Consider the following 25292-nt stretch of genomic DNA (forward strand, 5'->3'; position numbering starts at 1 on the left):
TATTCGGTGCGCTTCGGGCGCATCTACTCAGCCGATTATCAGTGCGGCGCGGATAAAGTCGTTACGTGAGCGAAAAGCGTAAGTCGGGAGCCTCCGTGCCCCGCGCCACCACATCGAAGTATCAGCCGAGCGCACCGTCGAGCACGATGACCTACGTCCTCGGAGGTATCGCGATCCTGGTGATCGCGGGCCTGGTCATCGGCGGGATCTGGTGGAGCGGTCGCGACAAGGGGACCGCGGACCAGTCTGCGCTCGCGGCGAGTTCGACGATGATCGTCGGACCGGAGAACGCGCCGCTGATCGACGTCTTCGAGGACCCGCTGTGCCCGGTGTGCAAGATGTTCGAGCAGCAGTCGGGTCCCGCGATCACCGCCGCGGTCACCGAGGGCAAACTGCGGGTTCGCTATCACACGCTCAACTTCCTGAACTCGCGGTCGGCGACCGGTGACTACAGTTCCCGTGCCGCGGGCGCGCTGACCTGTGTGGCGCAGGAGCAGAACACCGACCTGTTCCTCCGGTTCCACAGCGCGCTGTTCGGCGCCCAGCCGGCGGAGGACGGCACCGGCAACATCACCAGCCCCGAATTGGCGCGCCTGGCGACCTCGCAGGGTGCGACACCCGCGACCGCCAAGTGCATCACCGACAACGAGAAGGTCGCGCAGGCGGAAGCGAACGCCGCCACGTCGAGCGACGAACTCAAGAAGGCCGCCGGCCAGGTGGGCACCCCGAGCGTGCTCCACGACGGCAAGCCCGTCGACGGACTGCTCGACGGCACCGGCTGGCTCGACGGGATTCTGGGCGCCGGCAAGTCGTGATCCGAGGGGGGCCGGGCCCGACAAAGGGCCCGGTTCCTGCGGATTTGGTCGCCGTCGAGGCAGTGGTGTAACTTTCACAGTGCCCTTGAACAGGGCGGAACAAAAAAACACGGGGCTATGGCGCAGCTGGTAGCGCACCACACTGGCAGTGTGGGGGTCAGGGGTTCGAGTCCCCTTAGCTCCACAACCACGAGACCCCCTCTCACCTGTGTCGGAGCAGGAGCGAGGGGGTCTCGTCGTATCGGCCTCAGGAGCCGGAGGGCGCAGCGAGGGCACGTCCGTCCAGCGCCTCGCGACGACTTTCAGGTCGTTCGGGAGATTGGCGAAAATATCCAGGGCCATCGCGGTCGCAGCCCATTTGTCCGGTGTCCTTGGACTCACTCTGCACACCCTTGGAGGTCCGGTAGGGCGCGACCGGCCGTTGAAGGGGCGACATGTGCCAGCGCCTCTACGACGCCTGGAAGACCTCACCGCAGGCTGTCGGCACGTGGCCAGTGTTCACCCGCGTTGTCACCAACCGAGCCGCTCCGTGACCTGTGCGATGACTACTACCGGCAGTGGCGACGCGCGAACGCATCACGTCCATTCAGATGCAGGCTGATCGTCTTTCCGGTACTTCCCAACTGCCGGTAGGGGACACCAGTCAGACTCACCAACGACCGCGACGCCCTTTGAGTCGACGGTTATGCCGCCCCATCCGGTTGTTCCGAATGCGCAGCGCTCAGCGTGCGCTCTTGCGCGGTTCCGGCGAAGAGTGCCGGGCATCGGGTTACCTCCGTACTGCTGTTGGAAGTCGGGTTTCGCCTGCTCCTCCGAGAGCCAGTGATCGAACTCCGATCGTTTCCGGTAGTACTCCTCGACTTCCAGTCGTACCGCTTCTTGGATCTGCTCCCAGAACCACTGGAAGAACTCGCGTGCGCGCTTCGAGTACTCCTCAAGTAGTGGAAGGAAGTCCACGTCGCCGTGCTGAGATTTCAAGAATCGCTTTGATGCGCTGGTCCATTTCGTGTACTTATCAAGCTCGCTTCGTTTGAGTGCCACGTTGTTGGCGTGGACGAATGGCTGGTTCTGCCCCCAACTCCAGTTGGTGCCGATTGACACCATCGGGACGGAGTGATGGACCGTGCAGTTCCTCAGATCGAAGAGGAACTGAATGTCGTCGTTCCCGAACATCTCCACGACTTTCGGCGAGTAGACCTCCATCTCCCAGTACGTTCGCGGATCGTCCGGTTTAGGGCGCTCGTCCTTTGGAGGCTTGTCCGGCCAGATCTTGCGGTGCGTAGCCCGCTGAATGTCTCTCAGGGTTGCAACGGACGCGATGTAATTGTGAAACAACCGAACGGTCTCATGTTCAAACTCGTCCGGGAGGTTGTTTGCGTGCTGCAGCGTGCCGACGAATTTCGCGATGTGGTTAGTCAGCTCCACACCGTTCGTTGAGAACAATCGGGAGGCACGGTTCAGTGCCTCGAACCGTTCGTGGTGAAGCTTCCCGGGGAGCCGGCCGAGATGTTCCAGGCGTTGTTCTCGCTCCACTGCCCAACTCATCTTTCGACTGTGGTCCGCCACCGGTTGCGCCTCCCATTCTTGTCGTCAATGTGCACGGTACGTCGTGGATCTCCGACCCTCCCGGTACTTTCGTCCGGCCGTAGAGACCTTCGTGCTTTCGACATTGTCAAGATGTCTGTGTAGGACGTGACTCCTGGCTTCATGTGGTTCTGTTGCGGACTACATGAGGTGGGGTTCGATGCGGTCGGGGGCGGCCAGGGCGATTTGCCCGGGGCCTGTTTCCAGTTCGTCACGACTCGCCCCTCGACGAGTCGTCAGGGGGGGCTTTGCGGGTGGCGGGGGGCGCCGCGCGCTCCCTCTCGCGTCGCCGGGCGCGTCTGTCCTAGATGTCTCAGATGGCCAGCCACAGCAGTATGGGGACTGCGACGTCGTCAGGGGCGCGGTGGCGGGTCTTCGGGACCTGATGTCCTATCCGGGTCTGGTCGTTCCGCTGCGACCAGATCTTCCTCGAACGCCGTCGCGACATGCTCACCGACTTCGTCACCGCGGGGGGCCGGGTCGCGATCATGGGGCATCCCCTGACCGATTTCCTGCCCGGTCTGGGCAAATGGCGAAAGCTGCAGTACTTCGGCCCCAAGGACCTCGCGATCGTCTCCGGTGAGGCCCATCCGGTGTGGGAGGGGGTCGATCCGGCCGACGTCAGCTTCCGGAGCGGGGTATCCGGTTTCTACGCCCGCGGTTACAGTGACAAGCTGCCGGAGGGCGCGGTCGTGGCAAATCGCATCGGCCGCAACGCGCTTCCGGTCGACTACGTGTATCCGCTCGGCGCCGGCCAGGTGCTTGTTCATGGCGGTCTCGATGTCGGTGTCTACCAGGAGGACCCGAACACCTCCGCCCGAATCTTCCCCCAGCTGCTCACGTGGCTCGCCCAGCAGGAGGCCCAGGTATGACCATGACCACGACCACCGATCCCGTCGCCGAACCCTTCGCGCGTACCGACCGCGCTCCGCGCTCGCGTCGGCGCCTCGCCTTCGTTCACGGCGGTTCGCACTTCCACCTGCAGACGCTTAAGGACCCGGCGGTGATCGCCCATCAGCCCGAGTTCGTCTACCTCGGTGACCTCGCCGACGGCGATCTCGACGCGTTCGACACCGTCGTGCTCGCCGACCGGCTCCATCCCGAACTGGTCCGCAAGCACACTGCGCAGCTCCTCGCGGTACCGCAACGTGGGGGGACGCTCGTCGTGCTCGGTGAGAACGCCGCGCACACCTGGCTTCCGGGCGTCTCCTGGAGTCCGCGTCCCACCAACTTCTGGTGGTGGCTCGAGGGTTCGGATCCGTTGATCCGTACGCGCAACCCCGAGCACGAGGCGTGGGAATACCTGTCCACCAAGTCCGTGATCTGGCATCACCACGGGTTGCTGCACACCGAGGCCGACGTCGTGCCGCTCGTGGTCGCGGAAGAACCCGACGAGACCGGTGCCCGCGCGGACGCCGGCGCAATCCTCTACGAGGACACCGTCAGCACGCCGGGCCGGATCATCGTCACCACCCTGGACCCCACCTACCACCACGGCAACAACTTCATGCCCGGCTCGACGCGGTTCCTGTACTCGCTCCTGCGGTGGCTGGACAACACCGGTAGCTGATCGGCCCCATGTGTCAGGAAGGCCGGCCAGGCCTTGTGACAGAGGTTGATTCGCGATGCGTGAGGCGACGGTCTGCGACCGACGCATGGTTCCACCGACAACATCCCCTCCTCGCAGGGGGTGTTGTCGTTGTGGGCTGCCACTACGCCGTAGCGCTGCGTCGGGTGCGAACCAACTGGCTACCGTCGATCCCGCCGAATGCCTCAGGCATCCGACGGTCGACCAGGTAGTGGTGGAGCACGGTTTGGTAGATGCCCTTGAGGGCGGATGCGATGACGGCGCCCGCGGCGATGAACAGAATCCCGATGAGCGCCACGACGACGATCATCGCGCCGTCGAGCTCGGTGAGGGCCAACCAGATCAGGACCGCGCCGGGCACAGCCGGTACAAGCGAGATCAGCCCGGTGCTCGCGACGCCGAGAATGTTGCGGCCCCAGACCTCCCGGAACGCTTCTCTGGCGCGCCGCACGGCGCCGGGCACGGACTCGTCCTCGAGGACCATCATCGGCAAGACCTGGAAGGAGGTCACGTTCCAGGCCATGTCGAGCACGATGTTGAGTTGCGGCAGACGACGTTCGGCGACGTCCAGCAGGTACGACACGGTTGCGACGATCGCCGTCCACGGGGCCAGACGCACCCCGGCTCGCGTGGCCCGAGCGATACCGCTTGCGACGCTCGGGTCGCCGCCGTCGAGAGTGACGTCCGCCTGTGAGATGAGCGCCGCCTGCCAGAAGGTGAGCACGTACGCCCCGAGGAAGTAGAAGACCGCGACCACGATGATCAACCCTGCGGTGGAGTCCCGCAGTGCCGGAATGCTGACGACCAAGACGCCCAACGCGATGGTGAGAATGCCCAGGGTGCAACCGGACAGCACCGGGAACATCGTCAGTTCCTTGCGGGATCGCAAGATACGCGCCGATGCCTTAAGGATCTCCCACGAGGATGCCACGCCGTTCCTTTCGGTAGCCGATGGCCGGTGTGACGGCCCAGAGCACAGTAACAATCGCTTCGGGCAAATCGGGCATGGCGAGTGGTGGGCGCGTCAGGCGATCGTCGGGCACCGGCGCCGCGATCGATCTCATGCGCCACGACGGACGGGTCCCGTGGTAGTCGCCCGATCTCTCGCACTCACAAAGCCACTGCGGCGATCGCGACGAGGGTGAAGGCCGCCACGATGACCGCGACCCGGATGTAGTGGAGGTTGTCCCAGCGCCGCGTCTGCTCTCGCCAGTCCTCCGGGTACGAGTCGGCGGTCCAGTTCTTGGACCGGTTGTTGATCGGAACGAGCAGTGTGATCGACATGACCACGCTGACCGCGAGCAGCGCCGCTGCCACGAGGGCCGCGGTCGACGTCGTCGTGCCCCACGTCGTCGCGGCGAGGACCCCGGCGAGGATCAGTGAGCCGAAGTACCAGAACGGCATCGCCCGACCCATCATGCGCGCTCCGTGCGATCTGGCGGCCATCGAGGCGGGCGCAGGCAGTGCCAGGGTGATCGGGTTGATCACAAAGGCGACCGAGAGTTCCACACCGACCATCAGTCCGACGACGACGGTGGTGATCACGGACAGAACAGGGGACATGACGGCTCCGTTTCTAGCAACACTAGAATTTATAGTAATGCTAGACTATGCCGGGTTGCGAGCGAGTGCAATGGAGGAGATCCGATGGCCGAACAGACCGCGCGGCAGAAGCGCTATGAGGAACGGCGTCGTGCGATTCTCGAGGCCGCGCGGCGTCGTGCTGACGACGAGGGTTGGTCGTCGGTCACCACGAGGCATCTCGCCGAGGCCATCGGATACTCGCAGCCGGTGCTCTACGGTCACTTCCCGGGAGGCAAGTCGGAGATCATGCTGGCCGTCGCGCTCGAGGGTTTCGTCGAGCTGACGCGGCAGTGTCGTGCGGCGGCGAGCGATGGTGGCGCAGGGGGTCGCGTCGAGTCGGTTGCCAACGCCTATCTCGACTTCGCGCGTTCCCACCCCGCCGTGTACGAAGCGATGTTCCAGCAGGCCATCGACGCCGAGTTCGCCAGCGACGAGACGCCCGCGGATCTACGGGCGGGGTTCGATGTTCTCGCCGAGACCATCGGGGACGACGACCGCGGCAGTGCGACGGAGACCTTCTGGGCTGCCCTGCACGGCATTCATCTGCTCGAACGTGCCGGGCGGATGCGTCCAGAGAACCGGGCAGCCCGTGTGGCAGAACTGAATTCGCGGTTCTCGAAACGGTAGTCCAGGCGGACGTGCGCGTCGGCTGTGTTCACATCGCGTCGCTGCCGCGGTTGATCTCCTTCACGGCACCGGACGGGTCCCACTGCAGGCGCCCGTTCTCGAAGTCCTGCGCGAGACCGCCGGTGCCGTTGTCGTACTCGTCGGAGATCGGCCAGCCGAGAGGGCCGGTCTCATAACCCTCCGCCGCCCAGCGTTTGCCGATGACACCCCGCACCGGGAAGCCGTCGTATCCATAGCGGCGGTAGAGGGTGCCGCCCTCGAACGCCTGGATGTCGCCGACGCCGGGAACGACGGTGTGGCGCAGGGTCGGGTAGCCGAGAAAGCCGGACTCGAATCCGTACTGCGCGTAGGTCTCCATCAGATGCGCCGGAACGGCCGTCGCTTCGCCGTTGCGCACATACGGGTGCCAGTAGATCGTGCCGTTGGCGAACCGGGCGAAGCGTCCGACGCCGTCCGCGGTCGGCAGTTCGCCGGGTGTGAGCCTGGCACCGATCCAGGCCCGGGCCACCAGGGCTTCGGCGTCGATCTCGTTCTCCACGGGTGCCGGCGGGCCACCGGCGATGAGGCGGGCGACCTCCGCACGGAACGACACCATGTCGAAATTCGGGTCGATCTTGCCCTCCGACGACCACTCCTTGTGACCGACGCAATCCGACGCGGGTCGGCCGAGTCGACGGAGGATCGCTGCACAGCCACGCCGGTAGGCATTCATCTGCGCCGCGGGCCAGACCTGACCCACGCCGTTGTTCACGCCCTCGATCCCGATCACGTGCCAGTTCGCGTTGTCGGTCGGCCATCCGGGATGGGAGCCGGCCCCGGCATGCCACGCCACCCCGGCCGCGATCACCCGGTAGGTCCCGTCGCGTTCGAGGACGAGCTGCGCGAGTGGCCCCGGCAGGCCGGGCCGACCGTCCTGCACGACCCGCCAGTCGTTGGGGCCACCACCGGCGGTGTGGTGGCACATCACCCCGCGCAGGTCGCGGAAATCCCCGTGGCCGCGGCCACGCCACCCGGCGTGTTCGATGACGGCCAGGCCCTCGGCGCGCAGTACGTCGGCCAGCCAGATCGGGTCGCCGGTCCATGCCACCGTGGTCGCCTCCCTCGTGTGCCTACTCTGCGTCACTGCTCCGAAAGTCCACCCTGTCAAAGAGTTTCGATGATTCGAGCCTACGCCCGACGTCGCCGGTAACTCGGCCCTCGAGCGTGACCGCCGATTCGCCCGGTAGGTGCGGACACTAAGGTGGGTTGCGTGGTCGATTCAGCTGTCATCCGGGTGAGTGCGGTGGTCCTGCGGGATTCCGCCGGCGCGGTCCTGACCGTGCGGAAGCGCGGCACCGCGCGATTCATGTTCCCCGGAGGCAAGCCCGAGCCCGGCGAGACCGCGCTGCAGACGGCGATCCGCGAATGCCGAGAGGAACTGCACCTCGAACTCGACCCGTCGGAGCTGCAGTCGCGTGGCGTCTACCGGGCGGTCGCCGCGAACGAAGACGGGTTCGACGTGGAGGCAGAGGTCTTCGTTTCCACGACGGTGCTCGACCGGGACGCGCGGACGCTGAGCCCCGCCGCCGAGATTGCCGAACTGCGCTGGCAACCACTCGACGGTTCGGCGTTCCCGCCGGACCTCGCGCCGCTTACCGAATGCGTACTGCCCGAGTTGGTCTGAGGCCTACGGACAGGATTGCCGGCTGTCGGAAGACGCGCTGCTCACGGCCAGCGGTTCTGCGGTTGAACCCGCGATTCTGCGGCGTCACGGGCCGTCGACCCAGAACTGGCCGCCGCACATGATCGCCTTGCCGGACGGGTCCTGGGCGACCTTGTCGACAGCAGGGTCGCAGGGTTCCCCGAGGTTGTGGACTGACCCGTCGTTGTCGGCGTGCTGCACCCACCTGAAGCCCCCGTCCGCGCCCATATAGTTGCACACGAGGCTCGTTCCGTCGGCTGCGGTACCAAACGAACGTGCCTCCGATTCGAAACACGGACCACCCTCGTAGGGCGTCGACCCGGTCGGCTCCGGCTGGGTGGTGACCGGGGGAGGCGTCACCGGCGCGGGTTGAGGCGCCGGTACTTCGGCCGGGCTGCTCGTGACGGTCACGGTGACCGGAGCGGCGTCGGCGCCTCTGTCGCGGTCACGGGTGAAGGTGTACGTGGCGAGCACGACGAACACGGCCACGAGGAGCGTCGCGATTCCGGCGAGAACCCAGATGATCTGCCGGCTGCGGTCTTGTTGCATGCCGCAGACGTTAGTCGCAGGACGGCGCCGAGTGTCCCGCGGAACGTTCGACGCCGCCTTCGACTGACGTCATCCGCGGCGCTTGCGGCCCCACAGCAGGTAGATCGCCGGTCCGATACCGGCGGTCGAACCGATCGACAGGCCGATCGCCCAGGCACGCTTGGGCCCGTTGATCTCCTCGGGGCGGCGTCCGGCGAGATCTCGCAGGGCCCACACCCGGGTGCCCGCGTCGACGGCCGCGACCGCCACGATGGCGGCTTTTGCGGTGGGGGATAGCTCTTTCCAGCTCTTCTTCGGCTTGCTCATGGACGAGGATATTAGCGGCGGCACCCTCTGGTCCCGCCGGATCTCACGTCAGACACGCCCTCGCAGAATCAGATTCCAGTACAGGCGGGGCAGGACGTAACGGTCGAACGCCCAGGCGCTGCGGCGCGGTTTGAGGGGGTCTAGGAAGGACGGGATCGACGACATCGATGTTCCGCCCCGGTCGAACTCGGCCGCGATGAGACGGTGAGACGCGGTCGCGATGGGTGCCACCGTATAGCCGTCGAAATCGCGTAAGGGGTCGCCGGTGCGTGCTGCGAGGATGTTGTCGACCAGGATCTCCACCTGCTTACGGAGTCCTCCGCCCGACGGGTCGGTGGCGATCGCGGCCCCGTCGCCGATCGCCCACACCTCGGGGTGCGAGCGATGTCGCAACGTGTGCGGATCGATGTCGACGAGTCCGTGTTCGTGGCCCCCGGCGAGTCCGGACTCCTCGACCATCGACGGGCCGCGGAAGGGTGGCACCACGTGCAGCAGGTCGAACTCCAGGTCCTCGGTGCGGGCGGCCGACGTTGCGGTGACCCGCCTGTCACCGGGATGCAACTGCACTCCGGAGTCGAGGAGGACACGGATGCCGAGCTCCTCGAGACGGGCGGACAGGCGGGCGTCGAGGTCGTCGACGCCGAGCAGGTGAGGACGGTCCACGACCAAAGTGATGTCGAGTGTCGGCAGGATTCCGGTGCGTTCCCAGTGCGCGGCGGCGAGGAACAGCGGCTTGAGGGTGGTGCCGGTGCAGCTGACCGGGGGTCGTGGCACCGTGAACACCGCTCGACCGCCGCGCGGCATCGAGGTCACCAGTTCCCAGGTCTTCGCCGCTCGGTCGAGGTAGTTGCTGGTCACCGACGGCTCGTCGATCGCCTCTTCGATGCCGGGCATTGCTTCCGAGTCGGGTACGAGACCGACCCCCAGGACAAGGTCCCGGTACTCCACAACGGTGCCCGACCGGCACCGGATCGTCCGCCGGCCGGCGTCGATGGATGTCACCGAATCCCGGAGCCAGGTCGCCGATTCCGGGGTCACCGACCGCTGGGTGCGTTCGGCTTCGCGGAGTGTCGCCTGTCCGCCGCCGACATAGGACAGCAACGGCCGGTAGGTGTGTACGGCTTGGGGCTCGATGATCGCGATGTCCGAGACGCCGCGTCGGGTCAGGCGTGCGGCGGCACTGATGCCGGCGTTGCCGCCACCTACGACGACGACGTCGAACCGGCGGGACTCGCTGGATGTGGTCATGGCGACGGGTACCCGGTGTTCCCGCCGGGAAACGGGGCGGGTCTGCCGCGGTCACCGCACGTAGCGAAGGAAGACGTCGTCGTGGTGCGGGACCGCGTGTGCGAGCCGAAAGCGACGCGGGGCATCGAGTGGGCTGAGAACCGCGGCGGCGGGGTCGGTGACCGGGCTGCCCTCGCCGGTCACCTGAGGTGCCATCGTCACGCAGAATTCGTCGACGAGGTCGGCCTCGACGAGTTTGTCGAGCAGGCTCGGACCGCCCTCGCAATGGATGCGGCGCAGCCCGCGGGCCCGCAGCTCGTCGATCGCCGCGGGAAGGTCGACGGTCTCGTCGCCCACGGCGATGACCTCGGCGTGGTCGCTCACCGCGGAGGTGTCGGCCAGCGCGGAGGTGATGACGATCGGGCGCTGCTCGGGTGGGACGTCGAGCGACCTCTCGGGCAGTGAGCAGGACTGCGAGACGATCGCCAGGCGCGGGATGTCCGACGCCCCCGGCCACCGAAGGCGAGACCGCAACGCGATCAGCTGGTCGGGCAGCGCCGGGGGACCGTACTTCTCGACGCGCGCGGTGGCGGCTCCGACCAGCACGACGTCGGACAGCGCACGCAAAGCATGGAAGAGGGCGCGGTCGGCGGGTGAGGAGAGCGGACCGACCCGACCGCGAAAACTCACCGAGCCGTCGATGCTCATCACCATGTTGGTGCGCACACCCTCAGGGAAGTCGGCGTAATGGCGTTCGGCGAAGGTCGGGGCGTCGAAATCCGGATGGTCCTGCAGCGTCTTGTCGCTCATGCGTCGTGCCCCGGGTCGATGTGGCGGACATCGGCGAAACTGACCCACGAATCGCGCGACGGATCGTCGACGACCACCGCGCCGTCGACCGGTTCGACGATGTGCGCCGTATGGTCGCCGACATCGATGCGATCGAGAATCCTTGCGGCGAACCACATCTCCGAGTCGTCGAGAATGAGCAGCCCGTACGGTCCTTCTGACCAGCGACACACCTCGCGAACTTGTCGACCTCGTCGCCGGTCTGCCCTCCGAACAGTTCGGCGAGCTCGCGGTGAGCGCTCGGGATGAGGTGAACGGCAAGGTGTTCGGCGGAGGTCGCGATGCCGTGCGTGTGGTTGGCCTGCGAGATGCCGATGAGGAAACGGCGGGGGTCGATGCTGGTCTGGGTGGCGAAACCCACGAGACATCCCGACCGGCGACCGTCGGCGACGGTGGTCACGACGAACACCGGGTAGTCGATGATCTCGACCATCTTGTCGAACGCGTCCGTTCCGGCCACACCCACCTCTTCCGCTTGCCGGCCATCTGACGTGCGAGCGATACCCGATCTGTGCCGTTCTCAATCCCCGGGAGGTGCCAGAACGCGAGGTCGCCGCCTCCGGTACCGGAACATCGGCCGAAGCCGATGAACCGGTCTCGGAGGCGGCGGGTTCGTAGCGCGTCGAAACTAGGCGGCGTCGGTGATCTGTTGACGCTGCGCGGTGTACATCTCGGCGAGGTTGCTCGTGACCTCCGAGCTGACCGACGGAGCGCTGTCGCTGAAGGTGTTGTGGGACACCGAGAACGACACGCCGCGCTCCTCGCCGACGACGAGGGTGCCCACCATGTGGACCTCGATGTCGGAGATGGAGAACTGACCGGTCATCCGGACGGCCTTGTAGTCGCCGCTGATGGGCAGGGTCTGCTTGTCGAGTTTCATTGCGACGGGGATGGTCTCGCCGTCCTCCTCGAGGTTCAGTGTGAAGGTCTCGCAGGCGGAGAGGATCTCGTCGAAGTCGTCGTAGCCGCCATCGGCGGGCTTGGTCACGTCGGCGCTGTACTGGTCGAGACCGAAGAAGACCTCGCCGCCGTCGACGGTCTCGGAGAGTTCGCGTTGCGCGAAGTCGGCGCTGGTGTCCGGGGTCTTCACCAGTCGAGCACACTTCTCGTTGTCGACGGTGGTGCCGTCGTCGTCGGACTGCTCGGTCTCCAGCGTGAATTCGCCGGTGATGTCCGGGAACTCGGACTCCGGTAGCAGGAGGGCGACGGCCGACGCCGTCGGGACCTTCGGCTCGTCGGAGCTGTCGCCGCCGCCCAGCGTGAACGCGAGGACGACCGCCACCACGACGATCAGCACAAGCAGGAGGCCACCGCCGCCGATGAACCACCACTTCTTGCCGCCACCCGACGACGCCGGAGGTGGGGGAGGCTGCTGACCATAAGGCTGCTGTCCATACGGCTGCTGACCACCGGGCTGTGGGCTGTACGGCTGCTGTCCGTAACCCGGGTGTGGGTAGGGCTGCTGACCGTACGGTTGCTGCCCGTACGGTTCCTGACCGTACGGCTGCTGCCCATCCTGCGGGCCGAGCCGAGTGGGCTGGTTGGGATCGTAGGGACTACCCACGATGGGCTCCTTCTCTGAGGCGATTACGCGAGATTCGACCGGAGGCGGTCATCGACTACGCGACAGTACCGCGCCCAAACGCGCCCAACAGGGCGTTCGAGAAAGGTCGACCGGTAGCATTCAAGCGAATGTTTTGGCAGCTCAGGACGGGTGCTCCAAGTCGCGAAGATTGCGTTCCCGGCCTATTTCGTGAACGCACGGAATGCCGTTTTTCATGCAGTCGAATGAGCATCGAAGGACACGCGAGCGTCAATTCTGAGCATGAGATTCGTAAACAGGCAGACATTTCTCGGGGACTGCGGTCCACTCGGGACACGGTGGCGGGGACATACCGGCTCGGCGTCGCCGTGCCGCGAGTCGACGAGCCGGGCGAAGGAGACACGGTCTCATGACAGCAAGTACTCCACGCCGGTTGCTGGCCGAGCTGTTCGGCACGTTCTGGCTGGTCTTCGGCGGCTGCGGCAGCGCCATCTTCGCGGCCAAGTACGTCGCGAACGCCAGCGAGGACAACGACACCCTGATCCAGCTGGGCATCGGTCTGCTCGGCGTCTCACTGGCGTTCGGCCTGACGGTCGTCACGATGGCCTACGCCGTCGGGCACGTCTCGGGCGCCCACTTCAACCCGGCGATCACCCTCGGGGCGGTTGTCAGCGGCCGACTGCCGGTGAAAGACCTGCCGGGGTATTGGATCGCCCAGGTCGTCGGCGGCCTGCTCGCCGGCACCCTCCTGTACGCGATCGCCAGCGGCCGACCGGGCTTCGAGGCGACCGGCAACATGGCCGCCAACGGCTACGGAGACCATTCGCCGAACAACTACACCCTCGTGGCGGTCCTGATCGCCGAGGTGGTCCTGACGGCGTTCTTCCTGCTGGTCGTGCTCGGCGCCACCGACGGCCGGGCACCCGCCGGATTCGGGCCGCTGGCAATCGGTCTGACCCTGACGCTGATCCATCTGATCTCCATCCCGATCAGCAACACCTCGGTCAATCCGGCGCGTTCGACGGCGGTCGCGTTCTTCAACGGCAACGGAGCCCCCGGACAGTTGTGGTTGTTCTGGCTCGCGCCGCTGCTGGGCGGCCTCATCGGTGGCATCCTCTACCCGCTGATGTTCCAGGACGGAAAGTTCGCGCTGGGCAAGGCGCCCGACGAACCGGCCACCGCGCCGACGCAGGGGAAGACCAGGGCCTGACCGGGCACGGCCGGCGTCGCCGGTGGTGCGACCATTGACCGATGACCGCAACTCTCGTCGCCAAGGATGTCGCGGGCGGATACGCCCACCGCGTCCTGTTCGATCACCTCGACCTCACCGTCGCTCCCGGCGACGTGGTCGGGGTGGTCGGCGCGAACGGGGCGGGTAAGACGACGCTGCTACGCGTCCTGGCCGGTGATCTCGCGCCGCTGGCGGGGTCGGTGTCGCGGGCACCGTCGGACGCCTTCGTCGGCTGGCTACCTCAGGAACACGAGCGGATTCCGGGTGAGACGGTCCGTGAATACGTGGGGCGTCGCACCGGTTGCACGGCTGCCACGCAGGCGATGGACGCTGCGGCCGAGGCGCTTGCGGACGAGTCCGCCGCGGCCGGTGCCGACGACCCCGCCGACGTCTATGCGGCGGCACTCGATCACTGGCTCACCACCGGCGCTGCCGATCTCGACGAACGCCTCCCGGCGGTCCTCGCCGACCTCGGTCTCGCCACCGATGTCATCGACCCCGACACCACGCCGATGACCGCCCTGTCCGGTGGACAGGCCGCGCGGGTCGGCCTCGCTGCACTCCTGTGCTCCCGATTCGACATCGTGCTGCTCGACGAGCCGACCAACGATCTCGATCTCGACGGCATCGCCCGACTGGAGGAGGTCGTCGCAGGCCTCCGCGGCGGGGTCGTGCTCGTGAGTCATGATCGAGAGTTCCTCGCACGCAGCGTCACCCGGGTTCTCGAACTCGACCTGGCCCAGCACACCAACACTGTCTTCGGCGGCGGTTACGAGAGCTACCTCGAAGAACGCGAGGTGGCGCGCCGGCACAAGCGCGAGGAGTACGAGGAGTTCGCCGCGAAGAAAGCCGATCTCGTGGCACGGGCGCGTACCCAACGGGAGTGGTCGAGTCAGGGAGTGCGCAACGCGATGCGCAAGGCGCCCGACAACGACAAGATCCGACGCCGCGCCGCCACCGAATCGAGTGAGAAACAGGCGCAGAAGGTGCGGCAGATGGAGAGTCGGATCGCGCGCCTGGACGAGGTCGCCGAACCGCGCAAGGAATGGGTCCTCGAATTCACCATCGGCTCCGCACCACGATCGAGCTCGGTCGTCTCGACGTTGAACAACGCCGTTGTGCGACAGGGGGACTTCGTGATGGGGCCGGTCTCGATCCAGGTGAACGCGGAAGAGCGTATCGGCATCACCGGGCCGAACGGTGCCGGCAAATCGACATTGCTGCGACTCCTCCTCGGTCACCTCGAACCCGATTCGGGGACAGCGCAACTCGGCGCCAACGTCGCGATCGGTGAGATCGACCAGGCGCGTGGGCAGTTCACCGGTACGACGCCGTTGGCCGATCGCTTTGCCGAACTGGTACCCGACCACACCATGGCCGACGTGAGGACGCTGCTGGCCAAGTTCGGTCTACGCGCCGACCATGTCGACCGGGCGGTCGGCGAGCTGTCGCCGGGGGAGCGCACCCGCGCCGGACTGGCGTTGCTGCAGGCCCGCGGAGTGAACGTCCTGGTGCTCGACGAGCCCACCAACCATCTGGACCTCCCCGCGATCGAGCAGTTGGAATCGGCACTCGACTCCTACGACGGGGCGCTGCTCCTGGTCACCCACGATCGGCGGATGCTCGCCAACGTTCGCGTCGACCGGCACTGGCATGTCGAGGGTGGTCACGTCACCGAGCAGTGAGACGTAACCCTCGTACGTCGACCGGTGGCCGGTTGGGAGAGTGGGTCACCAGGCCGTCGTGAGGGTCGAAAGGGTCCGCTCCCTGAGAAGCGCCCGGATCCCGACTGCCGAACCTCAACTCGACCGGCAGACGTCGATCGAAGTCTGTCGGTCGGGTTGACGTCGACCGGTAGTTGGGTGGACGAGGGTGTCTCGCCAGGCCTTCGTGGCTCGTCGCTGGCGCTCCTCGCACCTCAGGCAGCGAGGGGGCCGTGCTTGCGCTCCTCGCATCTCAGGCAGCGAGTGGGCCGTGCTTGCGCTTCTCGCACCTCAGGCAGCAAGGGGGCGTGCGGTCCTGAGTGCGGTGAATGTCGCCGCAGGGGTTGACATACAACCGATCGGTTGTATGTTTGAGATGTGGCCGGAACCACTGGCACATCGCCAGACGAGGAGGACAGGGCCGATGCCCTGTTCCACGCGCTGTCCGATCGCACTCGCCGTGACATCCTGCGGCGCGTGCTCGCCGGTGAACACTCGGTCTCGGTGCTCGCCGCGAAATACGACATGAGCTTCGCGGCAGTGCAGAAGCATGTCGCCGTGCTGGAGAAGGCGGGCCTACTGACGAAACGACGTCAGGGGCGCGAGCAACTTGCCAGCGGCGATGTCGCCGCGGTGCGTTCGGTGGCCTCGATGCTCTCCGAACTCGAACAGGTGTGGCGTGGCCGTATCGCGCGCATCGACGACCTGCTCTCGCTCGAAACCCCACCAACTGCAACATCATCGGAGGAATGAACCATGCCTGTCATCGACATCACCCCGGACCTCGACGCCCGCACGATCACCATCAACGCGGAGTTCGCCGCCCCCGTCGACCGTGTTTGGCAGATCTACGCCGACCCGCGCCAGCTGGAGAAGATCTGGGGCCCGCCGACCTACCCGGCGACCGTCGTCGACCACGAGTTCAAGCCGGGCGGCAAGGTCACCTACTACATGACCAGTCCCGAAGGAGAGAGGTTCGGCGGCTACTGGAAGGTCGAATCCGTGGACGAGCCACACGGTTTCACGTTTCTCGACGGGTTCGCCGATGCGGACCTGAACCCGATCACCGACATGCCCGAGTCGCGTAATTCGTACTCGTTCGTGGAAAAGGACGGCAAGACCGTCGCCACCTACATCAGCACCTTCGAATCCGCCGAAGCACTTCAGAAGGTGCTCGACATGGGTGTCGTCGAGGGTTCCACCGCGGCCATCAACCAGATCGACGAGTTCCTGAAGTCCTGAGACCTCGATACGGCCTTCGGCTGGCGCCTCGGGCCTACTCGGCCGGCGGGGGCGGCTCGGCTGGCGCCTCGGGCCTACTCGGCCGGCGGGGGCGGCTCGGGTCTACTCGGGCGGCGGGAGCGGCTCGGCTGACGCCTCGGGCCTAGTCGGCCGCGGGATTCAGATGTTGGAGTCCAGGGGCGGGAAACCGTCGGGAAGTTCGGCGGCCGGCGCGTCGCCGAACGTTCCCGTCTTCACGTCCAGGCCGTGCGTGTAGGCGGCCATCGAGATCGAACCGGCCGCATGCCCGTCGACGAGCAGATCGAGCGGCGACTCCTGTGCGAGCCCGGCGATGTAGAGCATCGGCAGGTAGTGATCCGGCGTCGGCACCGAGTTGTCGAAGTCGGGGTGCCCGGCGAGACTCAGGACGTCAGAGGGGTTGTCCTGCAGCACTTCACGGGCGGCGTCGTCGAACCGGTGGGCCCAGTCGTAGCCGGAGTCGGCCTTGGCGAAATCGATCGCGTGCAGGTTGTGGACGATGTTGCCGCTGCCGATGATGAGCACACCCCGCTCACGTAGCGGCGCCAGCTTGCGGCCCAACTCGTAGTGGTGCTCGAAGTCCTTGAAGGCGTTGAGCGATAGCTGCAGAACCGGGATCGAGGCGTCGGGGAACGTGTGCACTAGCACCGACCAGGTGCCGTGATCGATGCCCCAACTGTCCAGGTCGTGGCCGCACCACGTGGGTTTGACGACGTCGGAGACCATCTCGGCGACCTCGGGGTCACCGGGCGCGGGGTACTGGACGTCGAAGAGATCCTGCGGGAACCCGTAGAAGTCGTGGATGGTGCGCGGGCGCGGCATCGCCGTCACCGCCGTCGCGTTGGTGTACCAGTGCGCCGAGATCACCAGGATCGCCCGCGGCTTCGGGACCGCCTGCCCCAGTGCTCGCCATGCCTCGGTGTACTTGTTGCGCTCGAGTGCGTTCATCGGGTTGCCGTGTCCGATGAACGCGGCCGGCATGATCGGCTGGGTGGTGGTCATGGTGGCCGCCTCGGGTCGTGCTGGTCGGGTCAGAAGAAGACGGTACGCCGCGTTTGCGTGCCGAATCCGCCGGTTCCGACTCGCGACCACGACCCATGTCGGACGCTGACCGTATGGCAAAGCGCTGGTCGACGATCGTGGTGATGTTGATGGTCGCGGTACTCGCGGCGTGTGGCTCCGGCGGGTCGGGGCCTGCCGAATCCTCCGGCGCCTCGTCGGCCCCGGAGAAAGCTGCGGCGATCGAGCGGATCGTCGAGGAGTTGAAGGCGTCGAAACACCTGAAAGCGGTGATCGTCCGGGTGACCGATGACGGCGACGAGGTGATCACGAAGGCGTACGGCGAATCACAGACCGGTGTCGCGGCCGCCCCCGACATGCACTTCCGCAATGGGGCCGTCGCCATCGCGTACGTGGCCGCGGTCCTGCTACAGCTCGTCGACGAGGACAAGGTGTCCCTCGACGACACCATCGGCAGATGGGTTCCGCAGATTCCGCACGCCGACGAGGTCACGCTGGGTCAGCTCGCGACGATGACCTCCGGGTACCAGGACTATGTCCTCGGCAACGACGCCTTCGAAACGACCGAGCTCACCAACCCGTTCAAGGCGTGGACCACCGACGAGATGCTGTCCTACGCGGTGGACAAGCCCCTGCTGTACAAGCCCGGCACGAACTGGAACTACGCTCACACCAACTACGTCATCCTCGGCCTCGCGCTGGAGAAGATCACCGGCAAGCCTGTCGAAGAGCTGCTCCGCGAACGGATCTCGGAGCCACTGGGACTCGAGAACACCGTGTCGAGTCTGACCGCGGCCATCCCCGAGCCCGCCCTGCACGCATACTCCTCCGAACGCCGCGGATTCCTGAATCTGCCGCCGGACACACCGTTCTACGAGGAGACCACCGGATGGAATCCGTCGTGGAGCATCACCCACGGGGCCATCCAGACCTCGAACATCTACGACGTCGAGGCAACCGGACGCAAGCTCTTCGCCGGTGAGACGCTGTCGAAGGAGTCCTACGAGACGATGACCTCGACCCGGCTCCGAGGTGTCGCCCGCCCGCTGTACGGCTGCGCGACGTGCCTGGAGATGAGCGAGCGCTACACCTACGGCATGGGCGTGGTCCTGACCGGCGACTGGATCGTCCAGAACCCGCTGTTCAACGGGTATGCCGCCGTGGTCGGTTACCTGCCCGAGGAGAAGGTGTCCATCGCGGTCGCGGTGACCTACGAAGCAGAGGCGTTCGGTCCCGACGGTTCCTACGACAACGGAGGCAACCCGATCTTCTCGCGGATCGCGGCGCTCATGGCGCCCGATCACGCGCCGCCGATCCCGCGGGACTAGGTGCGGTCCCCGACACATCGCCGGAAGGTGGACTTGCACTCAAGCTGAATCGAAGGGTGTCGCCGACCCTGCCCCGGTTTTTAGCGTCGGCCTCGTGGCCGACCAGACCCTGAGCATCAGCGCGCCCGGAGCACGAGTTCCCGACGAGTCCGATTCGGCGAATTCGGCATCCGCCCAGACGAAGACGAAGAACCGTCGACTGCACACGGTCATCCGGGCCCTCTCGCCGATCGCCGTCCTCGTGTTGTGGCAGCTGGGCAGTGCGCTCGGCGTCATCCCGCAAGATCGCCTGCCCGCGCCGTCGCTGATCGCCGAGGCGGGCTGGGAGGTACTGTCCAACGGTCATCTCCTCGACGCCGTCGCCGCATCCGCGCAGCGTGTGGCCATCGGTCTCGCGATCGGTGTCTTGGTCGGCGTCGGACTCGGTCTCCTCGTCGGGTTGAGCCGGTACGCCGACTCCATCGTCGACCCCAACATGCAGGCCATCCGGGCGTTGCCGCTGTTCGGCCTGATCCCGCTGTTCATCCTCTGGTTCGGGATCGGGGAGACGCCCAAGGTCCTGCTCGTCGCCCTCGGGGCACTCTTCCCGCTCTACCTCAACACCTCCGCCGCCATCCGGCAGATCGACCCACGGCTCGTGGAAACGGCGCGCGTGCTGGGATTCTCACGGATCACCACCATCCGCGACCTCATCATCCCGGGAGCGATGCCGCAGATCCTGGTCGGCCTCCGTCAGGCGCTCGCAATCGCCTGGCTCAGTCTCATCGTCGCCGAACAGATCGCCGCGACCTCCGGGCTCGGTTACCTGATCAACAACGCCCGCGACTTCCTGCGCACCGACATCATCTTCTTCGGCCTGATCGTCTACGCCGCACTGGGTCTGATCACCGACGCCATCGTTCGCGCCCTCGAGCGCTACACCACCCAGTACCAGAACCGTTGACGTGCAACGCGCTGCCCCCGACAAGAGTCACCCCGAGCAGGAGAGAGTCCCCCATGACCGCCATCGCCACCCGCGACCTCGAGGTCACCGTGCCCACCGCGCGCAACGACGCCCGTGCGTACGCCGCCGAGGTCGAGAACGCCAGTCTCGGCTATGGCGACAATCTGGTCCTCCGTGATGTGACGCTGCGCGTCGGGGCGCACGAGATCGTCGCGCTCATCGGACGCAGCGGCAGCGGCAAATCGACGCTCTTGCGCTTGCTCGCAGGGTTGTCGCAAACCGAATCCGGAACGGTGAGCACTGCGGGATTTCCGGCGGTCTCGTTCCAGGAACCGCGTCTGTTCCCGTGGCGCACGGTGCTGCAGAACGTCGTGTTCGGACTCGTCCGCGAGAAGGTCGGCAAGGCCGAGGCCAGGGAACGCGCCCGCCGAACCCTCGACGAGGTCGGCCTGACCGACAAGACCGGTGCCTGGCCGGCGCAACTGTCCGGTGGCCAGGCGCAGCGTGTGTCGCTCGCCCGCGCCTTGGTCGCACGTCCACAGCTCCTGCTGCTCGACGAACCGTTCGGTGCGCTCGACGCCCTGACCCGCCGCACCATGCACGAACTGCTGATCTCGCTGTGGCGCCACAACCGATTCGGCGCTCTGCTCGTCACCCATGACGTCGACGAGGCGCTCCGACTCGCCGACCGGGTCGTCGTGCTGGCCGACGGCCGGATCGTCGAGGACATCGCGGTCCCCGATCCCCGCGGCGGCGCCACCGGAGACGACTCCGACGACTCCGTCGACCCGCAGATCCCGCGGCTGCGTGCCGAACTCCTCACCGCCCTCGGTGTCGCCGACGCCGCCCGCTGACCACCGCTTGATTCCGGTTCGTCCACGTTCACCCACACCGAAAGCGCCGCAACACCTATGAGAATCATCGACGTTCCCGCTCGCCCGTCCCGCACCCCGTCGTCTCGACGGAGGGTGCTCGCGGCCGTACTGGCCACGGCTGCACTGACACTGGGGCTCGCCGGCTGCGTGCAGCGTGACGACACCGCGGACTCGATCGCCGATGAGACCGTCGAGGTCTCCTCGCTGCAAGACCTGACACTGCACGTCGGTGACCAGAAGGGCGGCACCGCAGCGCTTCTGCGGGCGTCCGGTGAACTCGAGAAGCTGCCGTTCGACGTCGAGTTCTCCACCTTCACCTCGGGTCCGCCGCAGATCGAGGCGGCCACGGCGGGCAAGATCGACTTCGCCGTCACCGGCAACACCCCGCCCATCTTCGGTGCGGCGTCGAACGCGAAGGTCAAGGTGGTGGCCGGCTTCGCGAACAACGCGAGCGGTGACGCCATCCTGATCCCTGGCAGCTCGACCCTCACCTCGGTCGCCGACCTCGCCGGCAAGAAGGTGGCCGTCGCCAAGGGCAGCTCGGCTCACGGGCACCTGTTGCTCCAGCTCAACAAGGCGAATCTGACCCTCGGCCCCGGCAAGGACGTGCAGCCGGTGTTCCTGCAACCAGCAGATGCGTTGTCCGCGTTCACCTCCGGCAACGTCGACGCCTGGGCCATCTGGGATCCCTACACCGCGATCGTGCAGCTCGAGAACAACCCGAAGACGCTGGTGACCGCCGAAGGTGTCTCCAACGGTTACGGATTCGGCATCGCCGGTGACCAGGCGCTCACCGATCCGCGCCGCAACACCGCCGTTCGTGAACTGGTGGCAGGCATCGCGCGTGCCAGCAACTGGGCCAAGGCCAACCCCGATGCGTGGGCCGAGAAGTACTCCGCCGAGATCGGTATCGACCCGCGCGCCGGAAAGATCGCCCAGGGTCGAAGCCTGCGTCCGGCGATCGCGCTGACCGATAACGTCGTCGAGTCGCAGCAGACGCTCGCCGACGCCTTCGCCGCATCGGGTCAGCTACAGGGTGAGGTCACCTTCGCCGACTTCGTCGACAACCGCTACGACGATGCGCTGACGGAGTACTTCTCCACGCCGGCCTCCTGACCGATCCGCCTTGATTCATCCGGCACGACCCACCCGTCTGGAAGGGAAGTCTGATCGATGAGCCATTTCCACTGGTTCCTGCCCACCGCCGGTGACAGCCGCGGGATAGTCGGAGCATCACATGCCTCGGCCACCAAGCGACATCCACCCGGCTACCGTGCCCCGGAGCTGCCGTACCTGATCGACGTCGCGCGTACGGCCGACCGGCTCGGGTACGAGAGCGTGCTGACCCCGACCGGCACCTGGTGCGAGGACGCCTGGCTCACCACCGCGGCGGCGATCACCCACACCGAGAAGTTGTCGTTCCTCGTCGCGTTCCGGCCGGGACTGATCTCGCCGACGCTCGCGGCCCAGCAGACCGCGACCCTGCAGCGCTTCTCCGGTGGTCGAGTGGCGGTGAACATCGTGACCGGTGGCGACGAGGTGGAACAGCGCCGGTTCGGCGACTGGGTCGACCACGACCGCCGTTACTCGCGCACCGACGAGTTCCTGCAGATCGTCGAGCGCCTGTGGGCCGGTGAGACCGTCGATTTCGACGGCGAGTTCTACAAGATCGCGGGGGCGTTCCTGCCCGACCCGCCCGAGACGAAGCCTCAGATCTTCTTCGGCGGGTCGTCGGACCCGGCGCTGAGTGTCGCGGCCGCCCGCGCCGAGGTGTACCTGACGTGGGGTGAACCGCCGGTGGTGGCGGGGGACAAGATCGCCGAGGTCGCACGACGCACCGCCGCCCAGGGCCGGACGCTGGAATACGGTGTGCGCCTGCATGTCATCGCACGAGAGACGTCCGAAGAGGCGTGGCGGGTCGCCGACTCCCTACTGGCAGGCATCAGCGACGAGGAGGTCGCGACCGCGTTCGCACTGCACTCGGGCTCGGATTCGACAGGTCAGCGCCGGATGGCGGAACTCCACGGCGGCCGGCGCGATGCCCTCGAGATCCATCCGGGACTGTGGGCCGGGGTCGGACTGATCCGCGGGGGAGCGGGCACCGCGCTCGTCGGCAGTTACGACGAGGTCGCCGCGCTGATCGGTGAATACGAGGCGCAGGGCTTCGAGCACTTCATCCTGTCGGGTTACCCGCACATCGAGGAGGCCCACTGGTTCGCCGAGGGAGTCCTCCCCGTCCTCCGGGAAAGGGTGAACGCTCTGGCGTGAACTCCGACGTCGTGGCGACGGGATGAATCCGGAGGCGTCGTGCCACGATATTCGTCATGATCCTTGCCGAGTCCGCGACGACCGACACCTCGGTGATCGTGTCGCTGTTCTGGATCGTCCTCATCGCCGCGGTGTGCCCGCTGCTGTCGAGGCTGTCCCGCGGGTACGTTCCCGACGCCGTTCTGCTGCTGGTGTTCGGCATCGTGATCGGTCCGCACGCGCTCGACTGGGCCGACCGCACGGGTATCGACATGCTCAGCCAGCTCGGCCTGGGAATGCTGTTCCTCCTCGCCGGCTACGAACTCGACCCGAAGCTGTTGAGCGGCAGGTCCGGTCGCGTCGCCCAGGCGTCCTGGATGGTGAGCCTGCTCATCGCCTGGGGGTCGGTGGCCCTGGTTGCGACGACCCTCTCGCTGGGGTTGAGCGAGGCCGGCTTCACCGCGCACATCGCGATCGCGATCACCCTCACCTCCACCGCCCTCGGTACGCTGCTGCCCATCATGAAACAGGCGGGTCTGGCCGACACCCGGCTCGGGCGTGCGGTGATGGCGCATGGCGCGGTCGGCGAACTCGGTCCGGTGCTCGCGATGTCGCTGTTGCTGACCAGCCGTAGTTTCGGCGGCGCGGTGATCGTGCTGGTGCTCTTCGTCCTGGCCGCGCTGCTGATAGCCGCTGCCCCACAACGCATCCTCGCGCGTATCCCCGCCATCGGACGGGCCATCGCCGAGATGGCCGGGGGCACTGTGCAACTGCCGGTGCGCGTCGTCGTCCTGTTGCTCGTCTCGCTCATGACGGTGGCCGCCGTCTTCGACCTCGACGTGGTGCTCGGCGCCTTCGCCGCAGGACTGATCCTCCGCCGGCTCATCGGGCCGGAGCACCCGCATGTCGGCAAGTCGCTGGAGGTGATCGGGTTCGGCGTACTCATCCCGATCTTCTTCGTCACCTCCGGCATGAACATCGACGTGTCGGCGGTCGCGTCCAAACCCGGGACGTGGGTGGTCCTGGTGCTGGCCATCGCGATCGCCCGCGGCGTCCCGGTCTGGTTCAGCGCGCGCTACCTCGACGACGGTCATTTCCTGAGTCACCCGCGTGAGCGGACTCAGCTGGCGCTGTTCGCCGCGACCGGTCTGCCGATCATCGTGGCGGTCACCGAGGTCGCGGTGTCCTCCGAGCTCATCTCCGACGCCCTCGCCTCCACCCTGGTGGCCGCCGGCGCGACGACGGTCCTGTTGTTCCCGCTCGCCGCACGGCTCATCGGGAAGTCCACTCCAGCAATCGTTCCGACGACCACGTCGTGACGATCCGGTCCGGGTCGATGTCATGCTCCACGGCACGACGCGCACCCAGGACCTTGAACTCGAGCTGCCCGGGTGCATGCGCATCGGAGTCGATCGCGAACAGGCAGCCGGCCTCGATCGCGATCTCGATCAGCTCGTCGGGCGGGTCCACCCGCTCGGGGCGCGAATTGATTTCTACGATCGTGTCGTTCGCCGCGCACGCCTCGAAGACGGCACGGGCGTCGAAGGTCGACGGAGGCCGGTGGCCGCGCCCGCTCAGCACCCGACGGCCGGTGCAGTGCCCGAGGACGTGGACGCGCGGGTCGGAGACCGCGTTGACCAGACGGGTCGTCATCGCGTCGTGGTCCATCCGCAGCCGTGAGTGCACCGAGGCCGTCACGATGTCGAGGCGCTCGATCATCTCGTCCGACTGATCGAGTGCACCGTCGTCGAGGATGTCGATCTCGATACCACGAAGCAATCGAAAATCGTTCTCGTGCAGACTGTTCCATTCGTCGATCGCCTCGATCTGCGACGCGAGTCGTTCGGCGCTCAATCCGTTGGCGACGGTCAGCCGAGGGGAGTGGTCGGTGATGGCCAGCCACTCATGGCCCATGGCCTGTGCGGCCGCGGCCATCTCGTCGATGGGTGCCCCGCCGTCGCTCCATTCGGTGTGTGCGTGGAGATCGCCGACGACGGCGGTGACCAATTCGTCGGCACCGTTCGGCGGGTAGGCCAGGTCTTCGTCCTGCAACCGGGCGAGATAGTCCGGAACCTGGCCGTCGACGGCCTGTCCGATGACGGCCGCCGTCGTCTTCCCGATCCCTTTCACCGTGGTGAGGGTCCGACCAGACGCCCGGTCCCGCAGGTCGTCGGGAGAGAGTCGTGCGGCGGCCTGGGCGGCGCGTCGGAACGCCTCCACCCGGTAGCTGCTCTCCCGCCGCTGTTCGAGGAGCCAGGAGATGCGGGCGAGCGCCTCCACCGGGTCGACCGGTGCGGCGAGCGGTTCGAGCGGCTTCACGGCTGCACCCCAC

At 66.7% G+C, this 25292-nt stretch carries 26 protein-coding genes, 1 tRNA gene and 2 pseudogenes; 16 read left to right on the forward strand and 13 right to left on the reverse strand.

Features of this window, described 5'->3' with window-relative positions; all coding sequences use genetic code 11:
- Positions 1–65: 65 nt before the first annotated feature.
- Positions 66–815 carry a DsbA family protein gene (locus M1L58_RS18210; protein WP_006865511.1) on the forward strand — a complete coding sequence of 250 codons (750 nt, stop codon included), beginning with the start codon at positions 66–68 and terminating at the stop codon, positions 813–815.
- A 111-nt stretch (positions 816–926) separates the two neighbouring features.
- Positions 927–999: transfer RNA gene (locus M1L58_RS18215), tRNA-Ala, on the forward strand.
- A 392-nt stretch (positions 1000–1391) separates the two neighbouring features.
- On the opposite strand, the gene M1L58_RS18220 is transcribed toward M1L58_RS18215, so the two are convergent.
- Positions 1392–2360, reverse strand: coding sequence for a hypothetical protein (locus M1L58_RS18220; RefSeq protein WP_248659961.1), 969 nt, complete (start codon positions 2358–2360; stop codon positions 1392–1394).
- Between the two features lie 180 nt (positions 2361–2540).
- A pseudogene (locus M1L58_RS23525) lies at positions 2541–2829 on the reverse strand (IS256 family transposase); the annotation flags it as partial.
- A 16-nt stretch (positions 2830–2845) separates the two neighbouring features.
- On the opposite strand from M1L58_RS23525, the gene M1L58_RS18225 reads away from it, so the two are divergent.
- Complete coding sequence (locus tag M1L58_RS18225) at positions 2846–3271, forward strand: hypothetical protein (RefSeq protein ID WP_248659962.1); 426 nt, start codon at positions 2846–2848, stop codon at positions 3269–3271.
- Positions 3272–3273: 2 nt separating this feature from the next.
- Positions 3274–3969 (forward strand): hypothetical protein, encoded by a 696-nt coding sequence (locus M1L58_RS18230; protein ID WP_248660001.1) that lies wholly within the window; start codon positions 3274–3276, stop codon positions 3967–3969.
- Between the two features lie 142 nt (positions 3970–4111).
- Here the strand turns inward: M1L58_RS18230 and M1L58_RS18235 are convergent, their stop codons facing one another.
- Together M1L58_RS18235 and M1L58_RS18240 are read right to left on the reverse strand one after the other, a co-directional pair.
- Positions 4112–4918, reverse strand: a complete 807-nt coding sequence (locus M1L58_RS18235; protein ID WP_248659963.1) for a DUF6159 family protein — start codon at positions 4916–4918, stop codon at positions 4112–4114.
- Between the two features lie 179 nt (positions 4919–5097).
- The gene (locus tag M1L58_RS18240; protein WP_248659964.1) at positions 5098–5550 is read right to left on the reverse strand and encodes an anthrone oxygenase family protein; all 453 of its coding nucleotides are present in this window, start codon (positions 5548–5550) and stop codon (positions 5098–5100) included.
- A gap of 84 nt (positions 5551–5634) precedes the next feature.
- On the opposite strand from M1L58_RS18240, the gene M1L58_RS18245 reads away from it, so the two are divergent.
- Positions 5635–6198, forward strand: a complete 564-nt coding sequence (locus tag M1L58_RS18245; protein WP_248659965.1) for a TetR/AcrR family transcriptional regulator — start codon at positions 5635–5637, stop codon at positions 6196–6198.
- A 28-nt stretch (positions 6199–6226) separates the two neighbouring features.
- Here M1L58_RS18245 and M1L58_RS18250 read toward each other — a convergent pair whose 3' ends face one another.
- Entirely contained in the window at positions 6227–7285 is a 1059-nt protein-coding gene (locus tag M1L58_RS18250; protein ID WP_248659966.1) for an N-acetylmuramoyl-L-alanine amidase, read from the reverse strand.
- A 153-nt stretch (positions 7286–7438) separates the two neighbouring features.
- Here M1L58_RS18250 and M1L58_RS18255 point away from each other — a divergent pair, with 153 nt between their 5' ends.
- The gene (locus M1L58_RS18255; protein ID WP_248659967.1) at positions 7439–7861 is read left to right on the forward strand and encodes an NUDIX hydrolase; all 423 of its coding nucleotides are present in this window, start codon (positions 7439–7441) and stop codon (positions 7859–7861) included.
- Positions 7862–7945: 84 nt separating this feature from the next.
- On the opposite strand, the gene M1L58_RS18260 is transcribed toward M1L58_RS18255, so the two are convergent.
- The 6 genes and pseudogenes from M1L58_RS18260 to M1L58_RS18285 all read right to left on the reverse strand — a co-directional run bounded on the left by M1L58_RS18260 (position 7946) and on the right by M1L58_RS18285 (position 12374).
- Positions 7946–8428 carry a hypothetical protein gene (locus M1L58_RS18260; protein ID WP_248659968.1) on the reverse strand — a complete coding sequence of 161 codons (483 nt, stop codon included), beginning with the start codon at positions 8426–8428 and terminating at the stop codon, positions 7946–7948.
- Between the two features lie 69 nt (positions 8429–8497).
- Positions 8498–8734, reverse strand: a complete 237-nt coding sequence (locus M1L58_RS18265) for a hypothetical protein (protein ID WP_248659969.1) — start codon at positions 8732–8734, stop codon at positions 8498–8500.
- Between the two features lie 48 nt (positions 8735–8782).
- Positions 8783–9982 (reverse strand): NAD(P)/FAD-dependent oxidoreductase, encoded by a 1200-nt coding sequence (locus tag M1L58_RS18270; RefSeq protein WP_248659970.1) that lies wholly within the window; start codon positions 9980–9982, stop codon positions 8783–8785.
- Positions 9983–10033: 51 nt separating this feature from the next.
- A complete protein-coding gene (locus tag M1L58_RS18275; protein ID WP_248659971.1) occupies positions 10034–10771 on the reverse strand; it encodes a pyrimidine reductase family protein in 738 nt (245 codons plus the stop codon).
- Positions 10768–11243 (reverse strand): annotated as a pseudogene (locus M1L58_RS18280) (flavin reductase family protein). Before M1L58_RS18280 ends, M1L58_RS18275 begins: the two are co-directional and overlap by 4 nt.
- A 195-nt stretch (positions 11244–11438) precedes the next feature.
- Positions 11439–12374 (reverse strand): hypothetical protein, encoded by a 936-nt coding sequence (locus tag M1L58_RS18285; RefSeq protein WP_248659972.1) that lies wholly within the window; start codon positions 12372–12374, stop codon positions 11439–11441.
- Between the two features lie 388 nt (positions 12375–12762).
- On the opposite strand from M1L58_RS18285, the gene aqpZ reads away from it, so the two are divergent.
- The 4 genes from aqpZ to M1L58_RS18305 all read left to right on the forward strand — a co-directional run bounded on the left by aqpZ (position 12763) and on the right by M1L58_RS18305 (position 16529).
- Complete coding sequence (gene aqpZ / locus M1L58_RS18290) at positions 12763–13563, forward strand: aquaporin Z (protein WP_006865528.1); 801 nt, start codon at positions 12763–12765, stop codon at positions 13561–13563.
- A gap of 41 nt (positions 13564–13604) precedes the next feature.
- The gene (locus M1L58_RS18295; protein WP_248659973.1) at positions 13605–15269 is read left to right on the forward strand and encodes an ABC-F family ATP-binding cassette domain-containing protein; all 1665 of its coding nucleotides are present in this window, start codon (positions 13605–13607) and stop codon (positions 15267–15269) included.
- A 396-nt stretch (positions 15270–15665) separates the two neighbouring features.
- Positions 15666–16040: an ArsR/SmtB family transcription factor gene (locus M1L58_RS18300; RefSeq protein ID WP_006865530.1), complete on the forward strand. Its 375-nt coding sequence runs from the start codon at positions 15666–15668 to the stop codon at positions 16038–16040.
- A gap of 3 nt (positions 16041–16043) precedes the next feature.
- Positions 16044–16529, forward strand: a complete 486-nt coding sequence (locus M1L58_RS18305; protein WP_248659974.1) for an SRPBCC family protein — start codon at positions 16044–16046, stop codon at positions 16527–16529.
- Between the two features lie 159 nt (positions 16530–16688).
- Here the strand turns inward: M1L58_RS18305 and ygiD are convergent, their stop codons facing one another.
- On the reverse strand, positions 16689–17549 hold the full coding sequence (ygiD, locus tag M1L58_RS18310) for a 4,5-DOPA dioxygenase extradiol (RefSeq protein WP_248659975.1): 861 nt from the start codon (positions 17547–17549) through the stop codon (positions 16689–16691).
- A 113-nt stretch (positions 17550–17662) separates the two neighbouring features.
- Here ygiD and M1L58_RS18315 point away from each other — a divergent pair, with 113 nt between their 5' ends.
- The 6 genes from M1L58_RS18315 (at position 17663) to M1L58_RS18340 (ending at position 24279) form a co-directional block, all read left to right on the forward strand.
- Entirely contained in the window at positions 17663–18895 is a 1233-nt protein-coding gene (locus M1L58_RS18315) for a serine hydrolase domain-containing protein (RefSeq protein WP_248659976.1), read from the forward strand.
- A 199-nt stretch (positions 18896–19094) separates the two neighbouring features.
- Positions 19095–19838 (forward strand): ABC transporter permease, encoded by a 744-nt coding sequence (locus M1L58_RS18320; protein WP_248660002.1) that lies wholly within the window; start codon positions 19095–19097, stop codon positions 19836–19838.
- Positions 19839–19891: 53 nt separating this feature from the next.
- Positions 19892–20692, forward strand: coding sequence for an ABC transporter ATP-binding protein (locus M1L58_RS18325; protein ID WP_248659977.1), 801 nt, complete (start codon positions 19892–19894; stop codon positions 20690–20692).
- Positions 20693–20749: 57 nt separating this feature from the next.
- The gene (locus M1L58_RS18330) at positions 20750–21829 is read left to right on the forward strand and encodes an ABC transporter substrate-binding protein (protein ID WP_248659978.1); all 1080 of its coding nucleotides are present in this window, start codon (positions 20750–20752) and stop codon (positions 21827–21829) included.
- Positions 21830–21886: 57 nt separating this feature from the next.
- Positions 21887–22981: an LLM class flavin-dependent oxidoreductase gene (locus M1L58_RS18335; protein ID WP_248659979.1), complete on the forward strand. Its 1095-nt coding sequence runs from the start codon at positions 21887–21889 to the stop codon at positions 22979–22981.
- A 56-nt stretch (positions 22982–23037) separates the two neighbouring features.
- Positions 23038–24279, forward strand: coding sequence for a cation:proton antiporter (locus tag M1L58_RS18340; protein ID WP_006865538.1), 1242 nt, complete (start codon positions 23038–23040; stop codon positions 24277–24279).
- Here the strand turns inward: M1L58_RS18340 and M1L58_RS18345 are convergent.
- Positions 24233–25279 carry a PHP domain-containing protein gene (locus M1L58_RS18345; RefSeq protein WP_248659980.1) on the reverse strand — a complete coding sequence of 349 codons (1047 nt, stop codon included), beginning with the start codon at positions 25277–25279 and terminating at the stop codon, positions 24233–24235. The genes M1L58_RS18340 and M1L58_RS18345 overlap by 47 nt on opposite strands.
- Between the last annotated feature and the right edge of the window lie 13 nt (positions 25280–25292).

Source organism: Gordonia sp. C13, from assembly GCF_023218005.1.
Taxonomy (GTDB): Bacteria; Actinomycetota; Actinomycetes; order Mycobacteriales; family Mycobacteriaceae; genus Gordonia; species Gordonia namibiensis.

Bases quoted from the DNA above. Each gene is read 5' to 3' on its own strand.
- M1L58_RS18225 (WP_248659962.1), top strand. From the start codon at position 2,846: ATGCTCACCGACTTCGTCACCGCGGGGGGCCGGGTCGCGATCATGGGG.
- ygiD (WP_248659975.1), bottom strand. From the start codon at position 17,549: ATGACCACCACCCAGCCGATCATGCCGGCCGCGTTCATCGGACACGGC.
- M1L58_RS18295 (WP_248659973.1), top strand. From the start codon at position 13,605: ATGACCGCAACTCTCGTCGCCAAGGATGTCGCGGGCGGATACGCCCAC.
- M1L58_RS18315 (WP_248659976.1), top strand. From the start codon at position 17,663: ATGGCAAAGCGCTGGTCGACGATCGTGGTGATGTTGATGGTCGCGGTA.
- M1L58_RS18335 (WP_248659979.1), top strand. From the start codon at position 21,887: ATGAGCCATTTCCACTGGTTCCTGCCCACCGCCGGTGACAGCCGCGGG.
- M1L58_RS18275 (WP_248659971.1), bottom strand. From the start codon at position 10,771: ATGAGCGACAAGACGCTGCAGGACCATCCGGATTTCGACGCCCCGACC.
- M1L58_RS18270 (WP_248659970.1), bottom strand. From the start codon at position 9,982: ATGACCACATCCAGCGAGTCCCGCCGGTTCGACGTCGTCGTCGTAGGT.
- M1L58_RS18230 (WP_248660001.1), top strand. From the start codon at position 3,274: ATGACCACGACCACCGATCCCGTCGCCGAACCCTTCGCGCGTACCGAC.
- M1L58_RS18265 (WP_248659969.1), bottom strand. From the start codon at position 8,734: ATGAGCAAGCCGAAGAAGAGCTGGAAAGAGCTATCCCCCACCGCAAAA.
- M1L58_RS18305 (WP_248659974.1), top strand. From the start codon at position 16,044: ATGCCTGTCATCGACATCACCCCGGACCTCGACGCCCGCACGATCACC.
- M1L58_RS18240 (WP_248659964.1), bottom strand. From the start codon at position 5,550: ATGTCCCCTGTTCTGTCCGTGATCACCACCGTCGTCGTCGGACTGATG.
- aqpZ (WP_006865528.1), top strand. From the start codon at position 12,763: ATGACAGCAAGTACTCCACGCCGGTTGCTGGCCGAGCTGTTCGGCACG.
- M1L58_RS18330 (WP_248659978.1), top strand. From the start codon at position 20,750: ATGAGAATCATCGACGTTCCCGCTCGCCCGTCCCGCACCCCGTCGTCT.
- M1L58_RS18325 (WP_248659977.1), top strand. From the start codon at position 19,892: ATGACCGCCATCGCCACCCGCGACCTCGAGGTCACCGTGCCCACCGCG.
- M1L58_RS18260 (WP_248659968.1), bottom strand. From the start codon at position 8,428: ATGCAACAAGACCGCAGCCGGCAGATCATCTGGGTTCTCGCCGGAATC.
- M1L58_RS18245 (WP_248659965.1), top strand. From the start codon at position 5,635: ATGGCCGAACAGACCGCGCGGCAGAAGCGCTATGAGGAACGGCGTCGT.
- M1L58_RS18340 (WP_006865538.1), top strand. From the start codon at position 23,038: ATGATCCTTGCCGAGTCCGCGACGACCGACACCTCGGTGATCGTGTCG.
- M1L58_RS18220 (WP_248659961.1), bottom strand. From the start codon at position 2,360: ATGAGTTGGGCAGTGGAGCGAGAACAACGCCTGGAACATCTCGGCCGG.